This is a genomic window from Lactococcus sp. S64, assembly GCF_016516525.1.
In the GTDB taxonomy this organism is placed as follows: Bacteria; Bacillota; Bacilli; order Lactobacillales; family Streptococcaceae; genus Lactococcus; species Lactococcus lactis.
Map to the genome: position 1 here is coordinate 196249 of NZ_JACVUQ010000005.1, position 20338 is coordinate 216586.

Consider the following 20338-nt stretch of genomic DNA (forward strand, 5'->3'; position numbering starts at 1 on the left):
TTTCTCATTATAGCATAAAAAAATGTTGCTTTTCATACTTTTTTAAGAATAAAATAACTGACAAAACTGTCAGTTATTTTATTTTAAAATTAATAGTTACTGACAGAGCTGTCAGTAAAACTATTTACCAGTTGAGCGATTTTCTTCATCCATTTCCCAAAAATAGAGTGCTTCTTCTACTGTCTGTGCTTCGCCACGTTTCATATAGCGAATCATATGACTGACAGCTTCTATTGTTTTAAATTGTGTGGGAATTCGTCGAAAATGATTTAATTCTGTCTGAATTTTTTCTTCATCTTCTTTAAGTTTGTTCAAATCAGCATTTAAAGATTTCATTTTTAGAGAACTTTCACCCTCTAAAGCTAATTTTTCTTTAAATTTTTTGGAATCATATCTGAACAAAAGACAAAAAATGAATAAATAGACAACTGAAATCACCAACAAAAGAACTAATGACAACTTTAAAAATATTCCTACTCCTAAAATAATAAGAAGAACTGCTAATTTTAAAATCAATGATAGAGTTTGATGAGTATGAACTTTTTGCTTATCAGAGTGTTCAGCAAAAGATTCAATGCTTTGTTGAACTTTCTGCAAATCCTCAAGCAAGTGAAGCACTTTTTGACAATAAACTATCTCTTTATTAGTCGTTTCCACACAATCTACCTTTCATTCTCCCTTACTAGTCGAGCTAATATGCGATTGAGACCCCGAGGGTCTTTGTAGCCATGTTCAAAATAAAAGTCTGTGAACTCAATATCCTCAATTTTTAATTCTTGTTGAATCGCAAGTGAGAAAATATTGACGTACTCTGCCATATCGCTCGTTTTTCCAATACATTGTAAACCAAGAATTTGATGAGTGCGTCTCTCATAAATCATCCAAATATTACTTGGTGAATGTCCGTCTAAGTGTTCATTTAGTAAATGAACCGCATCTGCATCATAACCAGCATCAACTGCCTGTCTTATTGTAATCCCAGTCATAGCCATCACTAAATTATTCATTGGAACATGATAAGTTCCCTGACTACTATTAATTTTTTGGCGAGGAGCAAGTAAATTAATCGCCGCAATTTCACCATCGCGAACAGCATCCGAAGCATGTGGCAGATAATAGCTTTTTCCCAACAAATTAACATAAGTCGTTGAAACATCTCCGACAGCAAAAACATCTGGACAAGTGGTTTGCATGTATTCATCAACAATAACCGCTCCGCTATCTCCTAACTCAACTTGTTGATTCAGAAGATAAGAATTAGGCCGAAAACCAATCGTAAAGATTACTCCATCAACAGGAATTTTCTGACCATTTGCTGTTTGAATGATTGTATTTTCTTCGTCAAACCCAATTTCTGTCACTTCTGTATTTAATAGAAGACGCATTCCCTCTGCATTCATCCAACTTTCCAATAAATGACTTGCTGGTTCATCAAGATAATCGTTTAAAAGATTTTTATTGCGATGAATGAGTGTTGTCTGAATTCCTCTTTCTTGGGCAATCCGAGCAACTTCAACTCCGGTCATTCCACCACCAATTACTGCAATATTTTTGGCTGTTTTCAGAAATTCATCTGTTTTTATTGCATCATCCATACTTTTTAAAAAGTAAAGTTTGCTTTTTTTATCAAAAGGAACAGAGGTCATTGCCGGATAAGAACCCGTAGCAAAAATCAATTTATCATAGAGAGCGAGTTTCGTCTTTTTGGAATTGACTCTCCGATAAAATAGCCGTTTATTTTTGGTATCAATCTCTTCAACCACCGTTTCCATTTGCATGTTTAAACCAGCAGCTTTTAGTTCTTCTACCGATGAATAACTAGATTGATTAAGGACAGATTTTTGACCCGCCAGATAAGAAATAATTCCTTGAGAAACAAAAGAAACCTGATTACGCTTATCATAAAGCGTAATTTCGGCTTCTGGGTATTCTTCAAGCGCACGTAATCCGGCACAAATTCCGGCGTGGGAGCTTCCAACAATAACAATTTTCATAGTAAATCTCTTTTATTATTTACTTAAAATTTCAATGGTATTGACAAGTTCATCTTTATTAATTTCAACAACTTCACCTGTCGCACGAATTTTAACTTCAACAACACCCTCAGCAGCTTTTTTACCGATTGTCACACGAACTGGCAAACCAATCAAATCGCTGTCAGCAAATTTAACACCTGCACGTTCATTACGGTCATCTACTAAGACCTGATAACCTTTGCCACGCAATTTTTCTTCAAGTTCAGAAGTCAATTCCATTGCTGCTTCATCTTTAACATTAACTGGAACAAGATGAATATCAAATGGTGCTAATTCTTTAGGGAAATTAATTGACCAGCTAAATTTAAATTCTTCTCTTGGCGTTTTTTCAACATAGATACGAGCAAATTGTTCCAAAATAGCTGAAAGCAAACGACTTACACCGATTCCGTAACAACCCATGAGCATTGGAATTGAACGACCATTCGCATCAAGAATATTGGCATTCATCGCTTCTGTATAGCGAGTTCCTAATTTAAAGATATGTCCAATTTCGATACCACGCGCAAATTTCAAAGTTCCACGGCCATCTGGTGAAATCTCACCTTCATTAACTGTACGTAAATCAACAAACTCTTCAACTTCATAATCACGGCCAAAGTTAGCATTTTTATAATGGAAACCATCAACGTTAGCTCCAACCACAGCATTTTTAATTTGTTCAACTTTGCGGTCAGCAATAATCTTGACATTTTCAAGCCCGATTGGTCCAAGTGAACCAAAATGAGCTCCAAATTTTTCTTCAACTTCTGCTTCACTGGCAGCTTCAATAAATGATGCTCCAAGATAATTGGTCAATTTGACTTCGTTGAGTTGGTCATTACCATTTAACAAAATAACCACTAATTCATCATCTGCGTGATAAACCAATGTTTTAACTGTTTGTTCTTCATCAATTTCAAGGAATTTTGAAACTTCATCAATTGTTTTAGCACCTGGTGTCGCTACTTTTTCAAGTTCAAGTTCTTCAGTATAAGCTACATTTGGTTCAAATTGACTGCTGGCCATTTCAATATTTGCCGCATAATCACCACCTTCAGCGTAGACAATTGTATCTTCACCAGCAATCAACCATTTGCCAAGTTCTTCTTTGATTTCTGAAAGGACAGATTCTGGAATTTCTTCGATTGATGTAATATTCTTACTCAAAACGAGCCATTTTTCAAGATTGATTCTATCATCTGTAATAGCAATAAATTCTTGACTATCTTTACCACCCATTGCTCCAGCATCGGCAATAATTGGTTTAAAATTTAAGCCAGCACGTTCAAAGATTTTTTCGTAGGCTTTTTTGTAATCATTATAAGTCTCGTCCAATGAATCTTGGTCAGCATGGTAGCTATAACCATCTTTCATCAAGAACTCACGACCGCGCAATAGTCCATAACGTGGACGTTTTTCATCACGGAATTTTGGAGCAATTTGGTAAACATTAAGTGGTAATTTTTTATAAGAAGTAATTTCATCACGGACAAGAGAAGTCATTGTTTCTTCATGTGTTGGTCCTAAAATAAAATCAGAATTATCACGGTTTTTTAATTTATATAAATCCTCACCATATGTGTCATAACGGCCAGATTCACGCCAAAGGTCAGCTGTCAAAAGACTTGGGGCAAGAAGTTCTACTGCACCAATTTCGTCAAACTCTTCACGCATGATATTTTTCAACTTTTCAAGTACGCGGTTTGCTAATGGCAAGTAAGCATAAATTCCTGCTGAAACTTGACGAACATATCCTGCGCGCATAAGTAAGGCATGGCTGATAACCTGGGCATCAGAAGGCATTTCCCGAAGGGTTGGTATAAGCATTTTTGATTGTTTCATAATTTTAAAATTTCCTTTATGAGTTTGGTTCAGCTTCTTTCCTTTTGAAATAGAAGACGAATAGATATATTAATTTACAAAGGCTCGGAGAATATCATTCCATGTTACTGCTACAAAGAGCACAAGCATGAAGACAACTCCTACCATTGTGATGATTGATTCCTTTTCTTGTGAGAGTGCTTTGCCACGAATTGCTTCAATAATATTTAGGACAATTTTTCCACCATCAAGTACTGGAATAGGAAAAAGATTGACAATCCCTAAATTAATTGAAAGCATAGCTAAAAGATTAATAATCGTCGGCAAACCTGCTCTCGCGGCTTGGCCACTGAGTTGATAAATAGCAACTGGACCACCAAGTTTATCAAGACTCGGTCGTGCAATCAAACTTCCTAAAGCTTTAAAGATTGCTGTAGCTGATTGGCCTGCTTGAACAAAGCCACCTGTAATCTTATCAAAGAAACCTGTTTTCATTGATTGCATAATGCCAACACGGTAACTTCCGTCCATTTTTTTAGGTGTAACTGATAAGGTTTCCGATTTGCCTGAACGGCTAACTTCAAGTTTTAATTCTTTTCCTTTAGAACCTGAAATTTCAGTAACAACATTGTTCCAATCTGCCGTTTTAGTTCCATTGACTGCTTCAATTTTATCACCAGCTTTTAAGCCAGCATTGTAAGCGGGTGTTCCTTTTTCAACTTGGCCAATAGCATTAGTAGTTGAAGGAACGCCTCCTTGAACAAAGGTTAGAACGATAAAAGCAATGATTCCTAAAATAAAGTTATTCAAAGGACCACCGAAGTTTGTCAACATTTTATGAAAGACACCGGCTGATTGATATTGAACATCGAGTGGTGCAATCCGAACTTCTGTTCCATCTTCTTCAATGATTGTTGCATCATGATCAACAGAATAACGTTTGATTTCCCCAAAAACTTCTCCTTCAATGAAAAGTTCTTTTTCAAAATCATATTCAGTAATCAACATTGGAATTGCTTCTTCTAATTCAACATGTTCTGACAGATTAATTCTTCTGACGATATTACTGACAGAATTTTCAGCTTCTGGATTTACTACTTCAGATTTACTGACAACAAGACTTGCAGCTTGTCCTTTTTTGATTTCAGTCTTGTCATCACCCCAACCAGCCAAACGAACATAGCCACCGAGTGGAAGAATTCTTATCGTGTAAAGTGTCCCATCTTTTGCTTGGTGAGCAAAAATTTTCGGGCCCATTCCAACGGCATATTCACGCACTAAAATTCCTGAACGTTTTGCCCACCAAAGATGGCCATATTCATGGATAGCGACAATAATACCAAAGATAATAATAAAAGTAATCAGTGTTTCTATCAATCGACTTCCTCCTTAAAATTAGAATAGTCCAAGTAGATGCATAATCGGGAAAACAAAAATCAAATTGTCAAAGCGGTCAAGAATTCCACCATGACCTGGTAAAATTTTACCTGAATCTTTTACGCCAAAATGACGTTTAATACTTGATTCCACAAGGTCACCAATCTGACCAACCACTGAAAAGATAATTGTAAAGATAACAAGTTTCACAAAGCCAATTTGCGGCAATTCCTTAGTAAATAAGAAATACATGACTAAGGCAACAACAACGGCTGAAACAATTCCTCCAACTGAACCGACCACTGTTTTATTTGGTGAAACAGATGGCAAAAGTTTTTGTGGAAAGCGGTCTTTAAGCGAGCGGCCAAAAGCATAGGCCCCAATATCTGTCGCCCAAACGATAAATAGAGCTAAAAAGACAATATAAACACTTGTTTGACGTGCTGTCAGTAAATTTTGAAAACCAATCCCTACATAGAAAGCCGAAAGAAAAGGAAAACCAACATCAACAAAAGAATATTTCCCGTTTGAAAGGACCATTCCTGTTAACATCATGAATAAAAAGAGTGTAAAGAGCATCACTCCCCCGTCAGCATTTAGACCTAACCAATGTTTACCGACTGGCAAAGCAAGTGACAAAGCAGCTAAAGTCGCTAAAATTCCTTCAAATGAAAAAACTTGTAATTTATACATTCTAAATAGCTCTTGCATTGCAATAATAACAAGCAGAGCGACTAAAATTTGAAAGTAAGCTCCTCCAAGAAGCAAGAGGGCTAAAAAGATTCCTCCCGCAACTACTCCTGTGATAATTCGTTGCATCATTATTTGACTCCTCCATATCTGCGGTCACGCTTTTGAAAAGCAGAAATAGCCTTGTCCAATTCTTTATCATCGAAATCTGGCCAAGCAGTTTGCGCAAAATATAATTCACTATAAGCTGACTGCCAAGTCAAGAAATTAGACATTCTTTGTTCACCAGATGTTCTGATAATCAAGTCTGGATCCCGAAGATTTTCAGGCAAAACAGCAGTTTGTAGATGTTTTGACAACTCTTCTTCTGTCAGTAAACTTAAATCCTGACCACTTTTAGCAAGCTCTTGAATGGCTAAAATAATATCACGACGGCCACCATAATTCATTGCAAAATTCAAAATCATTCCGTCATTTTCAGATGTTTCTTGAGCCGCACGGTCAATTGAATCTAACGTTGCTTTTGGCAAACCTTCGCGTTCACCAATCATCCGAATCTGAATATTTTCTTCTTTTAAAACTGGAACATATTTACTATAAAAATCGATAGGTAAACTCATGATGAATTTCACTTCATCAACTGGTCTTGTCCAATTTTCTGTGGAAAAAGCATAAACGGTCATCACTTTTATGCCACGTCTCGCACCATGAACAGCAACATCTTTTAGCGAATCCATTCCTGCTTTGTGTCCAAAGATTCGTGGTTTCCCTTTCTGCTTAGCCCATCGTCCATTACCATCCATGATAATTCCGATATGCTCTGGAAGTAATTCTTCTTGCTCTTTATTTTTTAAGTTATTAAACATAGTACCTCACATGAGAATTTTATGCAAAAATATTTATCATAAATTCACCATTATGCTCTTTGGTTATTAAAGTTTTTTTACACCAAAGACTCTAAGAAAGAAATTCTCTTCTTCTTATTTTTTTCTTTATCAATTTATTCAAAAACTTTCTCTACTGTTTTTTTCAAAAAAGACAGTATTACTTTTCCATTTTACCATATTTTAATATAGATTTGTATCTCAAATTTTATTGGTCAGTAATCATAAGTTATTCTATTTGCTAAATTCAACTGACAGATAAATCTGTCAGTAAAATATTTTATAAAAAAATCCTGTCAGTAACTGACAGGAAAATAAATGAAATCTATTTTCTCATTAAATGTAGAAAAGAGATTAGTTTTCTTCAATTGGGCTTTCCACTTTTGTTTCGGCCGGTGTTTCTTCAACAACAGTTGTTTCTGGTGTTACACCACTTTTTACAGTTTTTACGGCTGCACGGTCGAAAGTCAAAATCACACCTTCACAATCAAGTTCAATTGTTCCTTTTGCTGAATCAATGCTTGAAAGAATTCCGTGCAATCCACCAATTGTTACGATTTCTGAACCTGGTTGCATTGCATCCAATTGTTCTTGGCGTTTAGATTGTTGTTTCTTTTGTTGACGGTTCATGAAGAACATCATCCCACCCATAACGACAACGATAAAAATAAGAGATAAGCCTGACATTTCTGTCTCCTTTATAAGTTTTATTCAAATTTAAGTTCACTTTCGAACATTCTTCTTATTCTATCATAGTTTGAAAACTCTGTCAAATCAAGCTTTAGAGATGTTTACTTGCTTCTCGAATTGAAAGTTTTGCCATTTTATTTTCATGTTCTTCAATAAATTTTATGACCCAAGCAGAATTTGTTTTTGCCAAATCTCGCAAAGCCCAACCTATTGCTTTCGTAATAAAAAATTCATCAGCAAAAGAACTTCCTAAAAGATTTTTTTCAATATTATATGAAAGTAATTCTAAATCTGTTTGATTTTTAAAGCTTAATTGACAGTCAATTGCAATTCGTCGAATCCAAAAATTTTCGGCTTGAGCCCATTCTTTCACGAGAGTCTTGACCTGTTCATAAGCAGTTGAGTCATTTTCGGTCGCTTGTTTACGACCTGTCAGTAAAAGATGACCAACTAATTCATCTAAAGCATCAACCGTATCCCACCATGATTTACTGACAGTCAATTTTTTTATCTTTTCCATGTCATCAAAAATAAGCCATTTCTTCATTTGATGAAGATAATCTAAAGCCAGATATTGAAATTCACGCTCAGGCAAATTCCAAAATTCAAAAACAAGCTCCCAATCAATTTGCTTATCTCCCTTCTTTTCCTTTAGAAAATCTTTTGCCAAAAGACGTCTTTCTGGCGTTTTTAAACCAATAAATTCAAACTGGTGACGCAAATATGCTGCTTGTTTTTCAGCATTTTCTTCATTCTTATATTGGCGAAACTCTTCTATAATATTAATCATTTCATTCCTTTCAAATTTTTACTTATGATAAGCCGAACCTCGATTAATCATTTGTGCCCGATAAATTTGTTCTACTAAAACCAGACGCATCAGTTGATGAGGAAGTGTCATTCGCCCAAAAGAAATTTGCAAATCACTTCGTTGATAGACTTCCTTTGAAAGTCCTAAAGAACCTCCAATTACAAAAACAAGATTTCCTGTTCCGTAAACTTCAGCTTTCTTCACAAAATCAGCCACTTCCTCTGATGACATTAATTTTCCTTGAATGGCTAAAATCGCTAACTGATCTCCTGCTTGAATCCGTGATAAAATTTTCTCACCTTCACGTTTTTTCAATGCCTCTGCTTCTTTTTCGGAAGCATTATCTGGAATTTTTTCATCTGCTAGCTCAATAATTTCAAGTGGCAGCATCGTTCCCATTCGTTTAACATATTCAGCAATTCCATCTTTTAAATACTTTTCTTTAAGTTTTCCAACAACTACTAATTTAATCTTCATTTTTATTTTTCTCTCTAAATTAAAACTTTATTACTTAAAAATTAACAACTTTTCCCCAGTTTTTTGATTACTTTTACACTTTCAAGAATAAAAACATTTATAAATTCTTAAATTTATTTTATAATTTTACCCTTTTCCCCCATTGAAAACAAGATGAAAACATGATTTATCAACATTTTTTTACTTTTTTCCACTTTTCTGTGGAAAACTTTATTAAAATATCCACTTATCCTCATTAATTTTTAGATTATCCACAAAAATGTGGAGAAACTATATTAGTTTGATTTTTGTTACTATTAAGGTATTATTAAGTGAGAGTAGATATAATTACATCATAGAAATGCTACAAAGAGTAATAATTGAAAGGAATTATTTATGGCAAAAGCTAATATAGGAAAATTGCTATTAACAGGTGTCGTGGGCGGAGCCATCGCACTTGGAGGAAGTGCAATCTATCAAAGCACTACAAATCAATCGGCAAATAATAGTCGTTCAAATACAACTAGTACAAAGGTTAGTAACGTTTCGGTAAATGTCAATACCGATGTTACCTCTGCAATTAAAAAAGTTTCAAATTCTGTCGTTTCTGTTATGAATTATCAAAAAGATAACTCACAAAGTAGTGACTTCAGTTCAATTTTTGGTGGAAATAGCGGTTCAAGTTCATCGACTGATGGCTTACAGCTTTCTAGTGAAGGCTCTGGTGTCATCTACAAAAAATCTGGTGGTGATGCCTACGTTGTAACTAACTACCACGTTATTGCTGGTAATAGCTCACTTGATGTTCTGCTTTCTGGTGGACAAAAAGTCAAAGCTTCTGTGGTTGGTTATGATGAATACACAGACCTTGCTGTTCTTAAAATCAGTTCTGAACATGTCAAAGATGTGGCGACATTCGCTGATTCTAGTAAATTAACAATTGGTGAACCTGCCATTGCCGTTGGCTCACCTTTAGGTAGTCAATTTGCTAACACCGCAACTGAAGGAATTTTATCTGCAACAAGCCGTCAAGTGACTTTGACCCAAGAAAATGGTCAAACAACTAATATCAATGCAATTCAAACAGATGCTGCCATTAACCCTGGTAACTCTGGAGGGGCTTTGATTAATATTGAAGGACAAGTTATTGGAATTACTCAAAGTAAAATTACAACAACTGAAGATGGTTCTACTTCTGTCGAAGGTTTAGGATTTGCGATTCCTTCTAATGATGTCGTAAATATCATTAATAAACTTGAAGCTGATGGTAAGATTTCACGCCCTGCTTTAGGTATCCGAATGGTTGACCTTTCACAATTATCAACAAATGACAGTTCTCAATTGAAATTACCAAGCAGTGTAACAGGTGGGGTTGTTGTTTACTCCGTCCAATCTGGACTTCCTGCTGCCTCAGCTGGTTTGAAAGCTGGAGATGTAATTACAAAGGTTGGCGATACAGTAGTAACTTCTTCAACAGACTTGCAAAGTGCTCTTTACTCACACAATATCAATGATACAGTAAAAGTTACTTATTATCGTGATGGTAAATCAAATACAGCAGATGTTAAACTTTCTAAATCAACCAGTGACTTAGAAACAAGCAGTTCATCTTCTTCTAATTAATAACTTAATAATTTAATGAAAGTCTTCTGTAAATAGAAGGCTTTTTTCATACTAAAGTCTGAAATTTTTAAAAATAATAAATTTCCATTTTTCTTTTATTGATTTATGGTAAAATAAAGTTAAGCATGAAAATTTTACTTTACTTAGAAGCCGAACAATTTTTGAGTCATTCAGGAATTGGCCGTGCAATGAAACATCAACAACGCGCCCTTGATTTAATGGGCATTGACTGGACAAAAAATCCTGAGGATGATTATGATATCCTCCATTTAAATACTTATGGCTTTAGCAGTTGGAAAATGTTAAAGAAAGCAAAAAAAGCTGGAAAAAAAATAATCTTCCATGGTCATTCGACCAAAGAAGATTTTCAAAATTCCTTTATTGGCTCAAATATTGCTGCTCCTTTCTTTAAACAATATTTAATGCACTTTTATCGTGCTGCTGATTTAGTCATTACACCAACTGATTATTCTGCTAGTTTGCTCCGTTCTTACGGAATTAAATGTCCAATCTTACCTATTTCAAACGGAATTGATTTGACTAAATATTCTCGAAGTGAAGCCAAAGAGCAAGCCTTCCGTGAATATTTTTCACTAAAATCTGACCAAAAAGTTGTCGTGACAGCTGCCCTTTATTTTAAACGTAAAGGGATAGATGATTTTATTAAAGTGGCTGAAAGAATGCCCGATGTGACTTTCATTTGGTTTGGTTATCAAAATCTTTGGACTATTCCTGGTTGGATTCGTCGAATTGTTAAGAAAAATCATCCGAAAAATGTTCTTTTCCCAGGTTATATCAAGGGAGATATTTTTGAAGGAGCCATGTCTTCTGCAGATGCCTTCTTTTTCCCTTCTCGAGAAGAAACTGAAGGAATCGTTGTTCTTGAAGCACTTGCTAGTCACCAAAAAACTGTCGTTCGAGACATCCCAGTTTATCATGGCTGGCTTGATTCAACTTGTGTAAGTATGGCAACAGATGTTGAAGGTTTTGTCAATCAACTTCAGGATGTTTTAGATGGAAAGGTTGACAAGACAAAAGAGGCTTATCAAGTAGCTGAAAGTCGGACAATTGAAAAAGTTGCCCAACAATTAGCTGATGCTTATCAGCAAACTTTAGAACTTTAATTTTTAAAAATTACTGACAGAAAGAAAAAGTAGTTGCTGACCAAGCTGTCAGTAAAATTTTCTTACTAAAATTCTTGTCAGTAAAAAAATAAAAAATTTACAGAAATATAAACGGGAATTTATTTATGAGAGTTGGACTTTTTACAGATAGTTACTTTCCACAAATCAGTGGAGTAGCAACAAGTATTCGCACTTTGGCCCTAGAGCTTGAAAAATTAGGGCATGAGGTTTTCATTTTTACAACAACAGATCCAAATGCTGATGTGGACCACGAACGAAATATTATTCGGCTGCAATCCATTCCTTTTGTGAGCTTAGCAGAACGTAAAATTGTCCTCAAAGGTGTTTTTGCTGCTTATTTAATTGCTAAAGAATATGATTTAGATATCATCCATACGCAAACTGAATTTGGAATGGGAATTTTAGGTAAAATGGTTGCTGCTCAATTACGCATCCCTGTCATTCATACCTTACATACTAAGTATGAAGATTATGTTTACTACATCGCCAAAGGACGCTTAATCCGTCCAAGTATGGTTAAATACATTATTCGTAATTTCCTGCGTGGAACTGAAGCGATTATTTGTCCAAGCGAAATGGTTTTGGAAACTGTCAATAGTTACGGTGTCACTCTTCCTAAACGTGTCATTCCAACAGGAATTGAAATTGACCGTTTTAAACGTGATGACATTGAACCTGAAGAAACAGCAAAATTAAGAGTCGAGCTTGGTCTTGCAGAAAATGAAATCATGTTGCTCAGTCTCTCACGGATTGCGGCTGAAAAAAATATCCAAGCAGTGATTCATGCATTACCAGATATTTTAGAAGAGTTTCCCGTGAAACTTGTAATCGTTGGTCATGGCCCATATGCCGAAAATCTAAAAGAATTAGTTAAAGAACTTGAACTTACTGATAAAGTTGTCTTCACAGGCCCAGTTGAAAATGAGAAAACAGCCTATTATTATAAAGCTGCTGACTTCTTCATTTCTGCTTCTACTTCAGAAACCCAAGGCTTGACTTATCTTGAAGCAATGGCAGCAGGGACAAGAGTCCTAGCTGCTAAAAATCCTTATTTGTCTGAATTAATTAATGACGATGAATTCGGACAACTCTTCATTGGTGATGATGATTTAGCTGAAGTTACCAAAAAGGCAATTCGTGATTTACATCCCATTGATAAAGATAAATTTGAAAAGAAACTTTATGAAATTTCAGCGGAAAATTTTGCTAAAAAAGTTTATCTCTTCTATATTGACACCATTATTGAATACAATAACCTTAAGTCTATTGAGGCGGAACGTTTTCCAATGAAAATGGAAGATACCATTCGTCAAATGCCAGTTACTGTTAAACGTTCACTTAAAAGAGAACAAATTCGAGCAAAATATTTTGCCAGAAAAGCCAGTAAACTTGCCAAAAATCTACAAAGTTATGTTAAAATAGATAAGGACAAAGAACAGGACTAATGGGGTCAATCCTAAGAACTGTCCCTTTGAAAAACAATTGGAAGTAAAAAACAATTTTATAAAAACAGAGTTTTGCTTTGCAGAACACCGAAAGGAATTTTTAAGAAATGAAATCACATTTGTTAGCAATTATGAATCGCTTAAACCGTTTGGTTGAAGGTGGTGACCCAAAAGAAACTTATAATTTTGAACGTGAAGGCGAAGTAATGCTTACTGTAAGTTACAGTCCAGAAGATGAAGCTTTTGCTTTGCGTTATCCTAAACAAAAAGATGCTTCATTGTTCGATGATATCGACCTTGTTGCCATTGAAATTTATGATATGATTTATTAAAAAGTTACTGATGAAAAGATTAGGATAAACCTAAGAGCTTTCATCAGTATTTTTTTATCTTAATTCTAACATTTCTTAAATGTTGTTGAACTTTTACATTTTTTATAGTAGAATATCAATAAAAAACAATTGGAGATGTTTATGAAAAAGAAAATTTGGATGTCCTTGGGGCTTGCTGCACTTGCAGTTTTTTCCCTTTCTGCTTGCTCAACTAAAAACTCTGATGAGGCCAAAAAGGCCTTTATTTCAGATACAGTTGCCTTGAATAATTCTAAAGACTATAATGCTCAAAAAGTAAAAGTTGATATTAATGAATTCAAAATTCATGGTGGTGGAGATAATTCTGAATTCAACAAGATTTTTAACAAGGGTGCTGGCCTCGATTTTAATATTGGACTTGATAAGACTAACCAACTTGCAGTTCTTGATGGAAAATTGACAGTCGCTAAAAAAGATTATGATTTAGGATTTATGATGTCACAAAAAGGGCTTTATATTAGTAGTTCAGACATTAAATCACTTTATGATAACAATAAAGATTTAATTCCAAGTTCTGCCGAGGATACGGCTACAATTTACGGAGCTATGATTGATAGTCTCAATAAATCATACTTACTGATTGATTCGCAAACGCTTGATTCAAATGTTCAATCTTCTAAAGATAACTGGGAATCAACGCTTAAGCAACTTTTTGAATCAAATTCAAAAATGAGTGAAGCTGATTTAGAGAAACAATATAAAGAGATTCCGAATTCTGATTTCACCAAATCTGGAAATAAAGTGACTGTGGAATTTTCTGGTAAAGATATTGACCTCAATGATTTAATCAATAATTTGAGTGCTACTTATTCTATTCCTAAAGAACAAACAGAGCGATTAATCAAAGAAAGTAAAAATATTGATATCAGCAAACTTTCTGTTAAATTAACTGTAGATAAAAAATCTCATGAAATGACTGGAAAACTGACTGGTAGTATTTCTAATACAAAAGAAAAAACAAGTGCTGACCTTGATATTTCTTTAGCCTCAACGCGTAGCAAACTAAAAGAAACACTTAAAGAGCCTGCTGCTACAGACACTAATACACTCGAAGAAGTGCAAAATGCAGCCATTGAAAAATTAATGGCGCAAGCAAGTGCGATTTAATAAAAAAGTTACTGATAGAAATTTCTGTCAGTAACTTTTTTAATGTTTTCCATAATAAATTTCATCAATTTCATCAGTGTAAGTTCCGTCATCATTATGAACAATCAAAGGCGGTAAGAAAATTTCGCCCCCTTCTTTGCCGTCTTTAATCGCATCAATCAATAAAATATTTGCTGGTTGATTTGCCTTAGGATAAACAAATTGAATCCATTTAGGTTGCAAATTATTAGCACGCATTTTGTCTACAATTTCTAAAAAACGCTCTGGTCTATGAACCATGGCAATATGTCCGTTTGTTTTGAGTAATTTTTTACTGACAGAAAAAATTTCATCCAGATTTGTCGTCAATTCATGACGGGCCAAAGTATAATGCTTACTTTCATTTAAATGACTTTCATCTGAATCCACTTTAAAATAAGGTGGATTACAAAAAATCAAATCTGCACTTGAAGTATGAAGATGGTCAAGCGCCCGATTAAGATTATCATTAATGACAGACATTCTGTCATTAAGTCCATTGAGTTCAATTGAGCGAGTTGCCATATCAGCCAAACGTTCTTGAATCTCTAATTCAATAATTTGAGCATTTGTTTTAGAACTCGCAAAAAGTCCGACAGCTCCATTTCCCGCACATAAATCTACAATTTTACCCCGTTTTGGTAAGCGCGGAAAACGAGCTAACAAAATCGCATCAATGCTAAAAGAAAAAACCTCTCGGCTTTGAATAATTTTTACCCCACTGCTGGCGATTTCATCAATTCTCTCATCCATGTTCAATTCGATATTTTCCATTATTTTATTATAACACAGCCAGTAAGGCGAAACAAAATTTCGTGCTGTTGGCTCTCCATCTAATTACTATTTCGCTCCCTTCGTCAGCTGAATTGTCCATACTCTCTACGGCAGTAAACTACCAAGTTCTAGTGGCAATCAAGTCCCATCGGGCTTAGCGGGTTGCCTTTCGACTAATCCGAAAAAGGGCACAGCCAGCGAAGATACGGGCAATGAGTATTTTAATATAGCCCCTAACCCTTCTTCTAACAGCACCCGTTAAAAAACGATAATCAGCCCCAGCTAATTATCGTTTTTATTTATTTTGTCAATAAACGTGAAGAAGTGAACGGTTTAATTCTATCAATAATCTTTATTATTTAGCTTCATACCAAGTCTTACCAGTATTTTCATCCACTTTTAATGGGACAGCAAGTTCAATCGCTTCTTCCATCGTTTGTTTTACCAAGGCCTTAATTTCATCTAACTCCTCTAAAGGAACATCAAGGATAATTTCATCGTGTACTTGCAATAATAATTTTGATTTAAAATCACGAGCACTCAAAGCTTTATCCAAATTAATCATCGCAATTTTTAAGATATCAGCTGCCGAACCTTGAATTGGTGAATTAATAGCCGTCCGTTCTGCAAAACCACGAACATTAAAATTACGAGCATTAATATCTGGAATCTTACGACGACGGTGACTCATTGTTTCAACAAAACCTTTGTCTCGTGCCTCGCGAACAATATTTTCCATATAGGTTTTAATCCCAGGATAACGTTCAAAATAAGTTTCAATGTAATTTTTAGCATCCTTTCTTGTAATTCCAAGATTTCTTGCTAAACCAAAATCGGAAATTCCATAGACTACTCCAAAATTGACTGCTTTAGCATTTCTACGATCATTAGCAGTCACATCTTCTGCTTTTTCAATGCCAAAAACACGCATAGCCGTTGAAGTATGGATATCAGCTCCATGTTTAAAGGCATCAATCAAATGTTCATCCCCGGAAATATGTGCCAAAACCCGCAATTCAATTTGTGAATAGTCAGAACTCAATAAAAGCGAATCCTTGCTTGGGACAAATGCTTTACGAATTTTTCGTCCCTCCTCAAGTCGAACAGGAATATTTTGTAAATTCGGGTCAACTGAGCTCAAACGTCCAGTTTGAGTCAAATCTTGAACATAACGTGTATGAATTTTTCCATCATCTGCAATTTGAGGAATCAGACCTTTCACATAAGTTGATTGTACTTTATTGATTTGACGATATTCCAAAATTTTTGCTACAACGGGAGATAAAGCAGCTAAGTCTTCTAAAACATCCACTGCCGTTGAATAGCCTGTTTTTGTTTTCTTTCCAACCGGTAGCTGTAATTTTTCAAATAAAATCACACCCAACTGTTTTGGTGAATTAATATTAAATTCTTCACCAGCCAAGTCGTAAATTTCACGCGTCAAAGAAGCCAATTTTTCTTCATTTTCCGCACCAATTTCTTCCAGTGTATTTTGGCTGACAGCAATCCCTGTAATTTCCATTTTTGCTAAAACTTCTGCTAATGGTAATTCCATGTCAGATAAAAGATGCTCTTGTTCATTTTCAAGCAATTCAGCCATCATTTTTTCTTTGGCCAAGGCAAGCACTTTAATTTTACGAGCTAAATGTTCAAATAAAACCGCATCATCAGGTAAAGCAATTTTTGTCCCTTTGCCAAAAATTTCTTCATCCGTTGCCAAATGTCCGCTATTGAAAAGTCTTGCAATCGTCGAAATTTTATTATCTTCTGTTGTTGAAATTAGATATTTTGCAAGCATTGCATCAAATTTGACCAAAGGTAATTCGATATCCAAGTGACTCAAAAGTACCCGATTTTTCTTGAAATCATAAGTATTTTCAGGGAACTTCATTTTTGTCAGTAAATCTATATTTTTAGAAACATAAATTTTATCAGCATTTCCCCAGGCAAAAGCCACAATTTGCTCACGATGATAATTTTCCCCTAAAGTTTCCAAATAGAAGAAATCATCAGCATTTACCTTTTCACTGATAGAGCCATCAGTAACTATTTCAAAATCAATTTCGTCAACAACTTTTTCGTCAGTAACTTCTCCACCAGCCTCAGCCAATAATTTACTTTTGAATTGAGCAAATCCCATTTCATCATAAAATTGACTAAGTTCATCAACCTTTTTACCTTTTAAAAGCGTATCATCTAAGCCAATTTCAATTGGAGCTTTCGTATTTATCGTTGCCAATTGTTGTGACAAAAAGGCCATTTCTTTGTCAGCAATTAGATTTTCTTTCATTTTGCTGGCTTTCAAAGAATCAACATTTTCATAAAGATTTTCAAGCGACCCAAACTCTTGTAAAAGTTTAAGACCAGTTTTTTCGCCAACTTTTGTCACGCCAGGGTAATTATCAGAAGAATCGCCCATTAATGCTTTTAAATCAATAAATTGGGCTGGAGTCAATCCCATTTTTTCTAAAAGATAATCAGGTGTAAACTCCTCAAACTCAGCAACACCCTTCTTAGAAATTTCAACTCGCGTATTTCCATCCACAAGCTGAATCATATCCTTATCACCCGTCACAATAGTAACATCAAAATTAACATTTGGGGCTTCCGCCATTTTGTCCAAAGTCCCAATAATATCATCAGCCTCATAGTTAGCTAACTCATAATGACGAATTCCCAATTTCTCAATCATTTCCTTGATAAAAGGTAATTGCTCACGAAATTCATCTGGTGTTTTTGAACGTCCACCTTTATAGTCAGCAAACATTTCCGTACGAAAAGTTGTTTTTCCTGCATCAAATGCAATCAAAACATGTGTGGGCTCAATCCGTTCCATCAATGAAGAAAGCATTGTATGAAATGCAAAAATAGCATTAGTATGTAACCCATTTGGCGCTTTAAAGCGATCTATCTGATTATATAGCGCAAAAAAGGCCCGAAAGGCAACCGATGACCCATCAATTAGTAAAAGTCTGTCCTTGTTCTCCATTTTATTTCCTATCTCTTCCATATTTCTATACTTTTATCCATTCATCTAAGTAAATATTATCTAAAACACATAAAAACGAGCTTTACTAAATTATAACATTTTCACCACTTCTTTTGGAACTGCTCAACTTTAAGCATGGTCATTCAATTATTTTAAAAATAAATAATCAATAATCCTTGACATGGAACGCGTTCCATAATTTAAAATAGACTTAATCAAACAAAGGAGCTTAACCACATGAAAATTAAACACATTTTTACAGATATTGATGGAACATTACTTGACTCACACGGAAGTGTATCAGACACGAACCACTGGTCTATTTATTACAGTGACCTTCCAATCACATTAGTTTCAGCCCGTAGTCCCTTGGAAATGAGCAATATTGTAGAAAAATTACAACTCAGAACCCCTCAAATCGCCTTTAACGGGAACCTAACCTTCACCCAAAATCAATTTGGACTACAAATTATTGATAAAAATCCCCTAGCTTCAGAAACCGTCTCACAACTATTAAATTACATCTCAACAGAATTTCCCAATGTCAGCTTAAATTGGTACAGTCTTGCTCACTGGTACATTAACAAACAAGACAAAGGAACCTTTATCCAAAAAGCAATAACAGGTATAGAACCTAAAATCAAAGCCTTTGATGGTCAATCAGAAATATATAAAATAATGATGATTATCTTTGATTCTCAAGAACTCTTACAACTTCAAGCTCAACTAAATAATCTAAACATCCCCAATATTTCAGTTCAACAAAGCGGACAATGGTATTTAGAAATTACATCTGATAATAAAACAAAAGCCGACGCTGTACAATCAATACTTGATAATAAAAATTTAGACTTTCAGGAAATTGCCGCTATTGGTGATGGTCATAATGATATTCCACTTCTCCAATCAGCTGGACTCGCTATTGCCGTAGATAATGCTAACTCCGAGGTCAAAAAACATGTTAAAATGGTTGTAGCAAAAAATACTGAACATGGTGTTGCTGAAGCAATATCAGCTATTAATACCATTAACGAACAGGTGATATAATGACCTCTTTATCCGATTTATCGAAACTTAGCGGCTATTCAAAAGCTACCATCTCTCGTGCCCTTTCTGGGAATGGCTATGTTTCAAAAGAAACACGTAAAATTATTTTGGACTTAGCTAAAGAACTTGACTATACTCCCAATGCAATCGCACAGGATTTATCGGCTGGTACAACAAAAAATATCGGAGTTGTCCTCCCCTACGTCAAGCATCCGTTTTTTGGGCAAATATTAGAAGGAATTCTGGATAAAAGTTTTGAAACTGGCTATAAAATCGTCATCCTCCCTTCAAATTATGACCAAAATCTAGAAATTCAATACTTAGAACAACTCCGTAAAAAAGCATTTGAAGCATTAATTTTTACCTCAAGGGAAGTTTCTGAACAAACCGTTCATAAATACCAAAAATATGGCCCAATTATTTTATGCCATAAACCTAAAAGTAAAAAAATAGCCGCCAGTTATGCAGAAAGAAAAATTGGATATCGAAAAGCTCTAGAATGGCTTCAAGAACAAAATTGTAATAATATTGGGTTTCTCTTTGCACGTTATAAAAGTCCAACTACCTCTGTTACTCTCCAAACCTATAAAGAAATATACGAAGAAAAAGTAAGAGATGAACAAATAAAAACGGGTGCAGTATCTTCAGCAGACGGTTACAAATTGGGGCCCCAACTTACACAATTTGATGCAATATTTGCAAATTCTGATGATATTGCTGCTAATGTTTGGCGTTGGTTTGAACAACAAAAAATACCTAAACCTGTTATTATTGGCCAAGAATCATTAATATCTGGTCAGGTTCTCAAAATTCCAACCGTAAATAATCACTTTCAACAAGTAGGACGTTGCGCATTTGAATTGGCTATTTCCAAAGAAATTCAGCAACTAGCAATTAAATCAGAGTTTATTCTAAATCGTTAAAAAAAAGGCCCGAGAGGTCTTTTTTATTTATTCATACATCCTATCTCTTGAATCTCGTTAGCGAGATAAAAAAAGAGGAGCCATAGCTCCTCCAGTTCACTTGGCCACTCGCCTATCTCCCAGGGGGCAACCCCCAAGTACTTCCGCCG

General features: G+C 34.9%; 18 protein-coding genes. 7 read left to right on the forward strand and 11 right to left on the reverse strand.

What is annotated here, in order from left to right; genetic code table 11:
* Positions 1-120: 120 nt before the first annotated feature.
* From IAE51_RS07640 to rlmH, 9 genes are all read right to left on the reverse strand, one after another.
* Positions 121-657, reverse strand: coding sequence for a hypothetical protein (locus IAE51_RS07640; RefSeq protein WP_023189020.1), 537 nt, complete (start codon positions 655-657; stop codon positions 121-123).
* A 5-nt stretch (positions 658-662) separates the two neighbouring features.
* Positions 663-1994 (reverse strand): FAD/NAD(P)-binding oxidoreductase, encoded by a 1332-nt coding sequence (locus IAE51_RS07645; RefSeq protein ID WP_033900703.1) that lies wholly within the window; start codon positions 1992-1994, stop codon positions 663-665.
* A gap of 15 nt (positions 1995-2009) precedes the next feature.
* Positions 2010-3860 (reverse strand): proline--tRNA ligase, encoded by a 1851-nt coding sequence (locus IAE51_RS07650; protein WP_003130592.1) that lies wholly within the window; start codon positions 3858-3860, stop codon positions 2010-2012.
* A gap of 69 nt (positions 3861-3929) precedes the next feature.
* On the reverse strand, positions 3930-5216 hold the full coding sequence (rseP, locus tag IAE51_RS07655; protein ID WP_033900700.1) for an RIP metalloprotease RseP: 1287 nt from the start codon (positions 5214-5216) through the stop codon (positions 3930-3932).
* Positions 5217-5234: 18 nt separating this feature from the next.
* A complete protein-coding gene (locus tag IAE51_RS07660; protein ID WP_003130590.1) occupies positions 5235-6038 on the reverse strand; it encodes a phosphatidate cytidylyltransferase in 804 nt (267 codons plus the stop codon).
* Positions 6038-6772, reverse strand: a complete 735-nt coding sequence (locus tag IAE51_RS07665) for an isoprenyl transferase (protein WP_003130589.1) — start codon at positions 6770-6772, stop codon at positions 6038-6040. The genes IAE51_RS07660 and IAE51_RS07665 overlap by 1 nt, the downstream gene beginning before the upstream one ends.
* 372 nt (positions 6773-7144) lie before the next feature.
* Positions 7145-7477, reverse strand: coding sequence for a preprotein translocase subunit YajC (gene yajC, locus IAE51_RS07670; protein WP_003130588.1), 333 nt, complete (start codon positions 7475-7477; stop codon positions 7145-7147).
* Between the two features lie 94 nt (positions 7478-7571).
* Positions 7572-8270: a DNA alkylation repair protein gene (locus IAE51_RS07675; RefSeq protein ID WP_033900689.1), complete on the reverse strand. Its 699-nt coding sequence runs from the start codon at positions 8268-8270 to the stop codon at positions 7572-7574.
* Between the two features lie 18 nt (positions 8271-8288).
* Entirely contained in the window at positions 8289-8768 is a 480-nt protein-coding gene (gene rlmH, locus IAE51_RS07680) for a 23S rRNA (pseudouridine(1915)-N(3))-methyltransferase RlmH (protein ID WP_003130585.1), read from the reverse strand.
* A gap of 375 nt (positions 8769-9143) precedes the next feature.
* On the opposite strand from rlmH, the gene IAE51_RS07685 reads away from it, so the two are divergent.
* The 5 genes from IAE51_RS07685 (at position 9144) to IAE51_RS07705 (ending at position 14438) form a co-directional block, all read left to right on the forward strand.
* A complete protein-coding gene (locus IAE51_RS07685) occupies positions 9144-10370 on the forward strand; it encodes a S1C family serine protease (RefSeq protein ID WP_200095106.1) in 1227 nt (408 codons plus the stop codon).
* A 125-nt stretch (positions 10371-10495) separates the two neighbouring features.
* Positions 10496-11494 carry a glycosyltransferase family 4 protein gene (locus tag IAE51_RS07690; RefSeq protein ID WP_023189027.1) on the forward strand — a complete coding sequence of 333 codons (999 nt, stop codon included), beginning with the start codon at positions 10496-10498 and terminating at the stop codon, positions 11492-11494.
* Between the two features lie 125 nt (positions 11495-11619).
* Positions 11620-12960: a glycosyltransferase family 4 protein gene (locus IAE51_RS07695; RefSeq protein WP_010906331.1), complete on the forward strand. Its 1341-nt coding sequence runs from the start codon at positions 11620-11622 to the stop codon at positions 12958-12960.
* 107 nt (positions 12961-13067) lie between these two features.
* Positions 13068-13292: a YkuJ family protein gene (locus IAE51_RS07700; RefSeq protein ID WP_003130579.1), complete on the forward strand. Its 225-nt coding sequence runs from the start codon at positions 13068-13070 to the stop codon at positions 13290-13292.
* A 141-nt stretch (positions 13293-13433) separates the two neighbouring features.
* Positions 13434-14438, forward strand: coding sequence for a hypothetical protein (locus IAE51_RS07705; protein WP_058206476.1), 1005 nt, complete (start codon positions 13434-13436; stop codon positions 14436-14438).
* Between the two features lie 39 nt (positions 14439-14477).
* Here the strand turns inward: IAE51_RS07705 and IAE51_RS07710 are convergent, their stop codons facing one another.
* Positions 14478-15230, reverse strand: coding sequence for a tRNA1(Val) (adenine(37)-N6)-methyltransferase (locus tag IAE51_RS07710; protein WP_003130577.1), 753 nt, complete (start codon positions 15228-15230; stop codon positions 14478-14480).
* A gap of 355 nt (positions 15231-15585) precedes the next feature.
* Positions 15586-18219 (reverse strand): DNA polymerase I, encoded by a 2634-nt coding sequence (gene polA / locus IAE51_RS07715; RefSeq protein ID WP_200095108.1) that lies wholly within the window; start codon positions 18217-18219, stop codon positions 15586-15588.
* Positions 18220-18456: 237 nt separating this feature from the next.
* On the opposite strand from polA, the gene IAE51_RS07720 reads away from it, so the two are divergent.
* Together IAE51_RS07720 and IAE51_RS07725 are read left to right on the forward strand one after the other, a co-directional pair.
* Positions 18457-19266: a Cof-type HAD-IIB family hydrolase gene (locus IAE51_RS07720; RefSeq protein WP_200095110.1), complete on the forward strand. Its 810-nt coding sequence runs from the start codon at positions 18457-18459 to the stop codon at positions 19264-19266.
* Positions 19266-20189 (forward strand): LacI family DNA-binding transcriptional regulator, encoded by a 924-nt coding sequence (locus tag IAE51_RS07725; RefSeq protein WP_200095111.1) that lies wholly within the window; start codon positions 19266-19268, stop codon positions 20187-20189. Before IAE51_RS07720 ends, IAE51_RS07725 begins: the two co-directional genes overlap by 1 nt.
* Positions 20190-20338 lie beyond the last annotated feature (149 nt).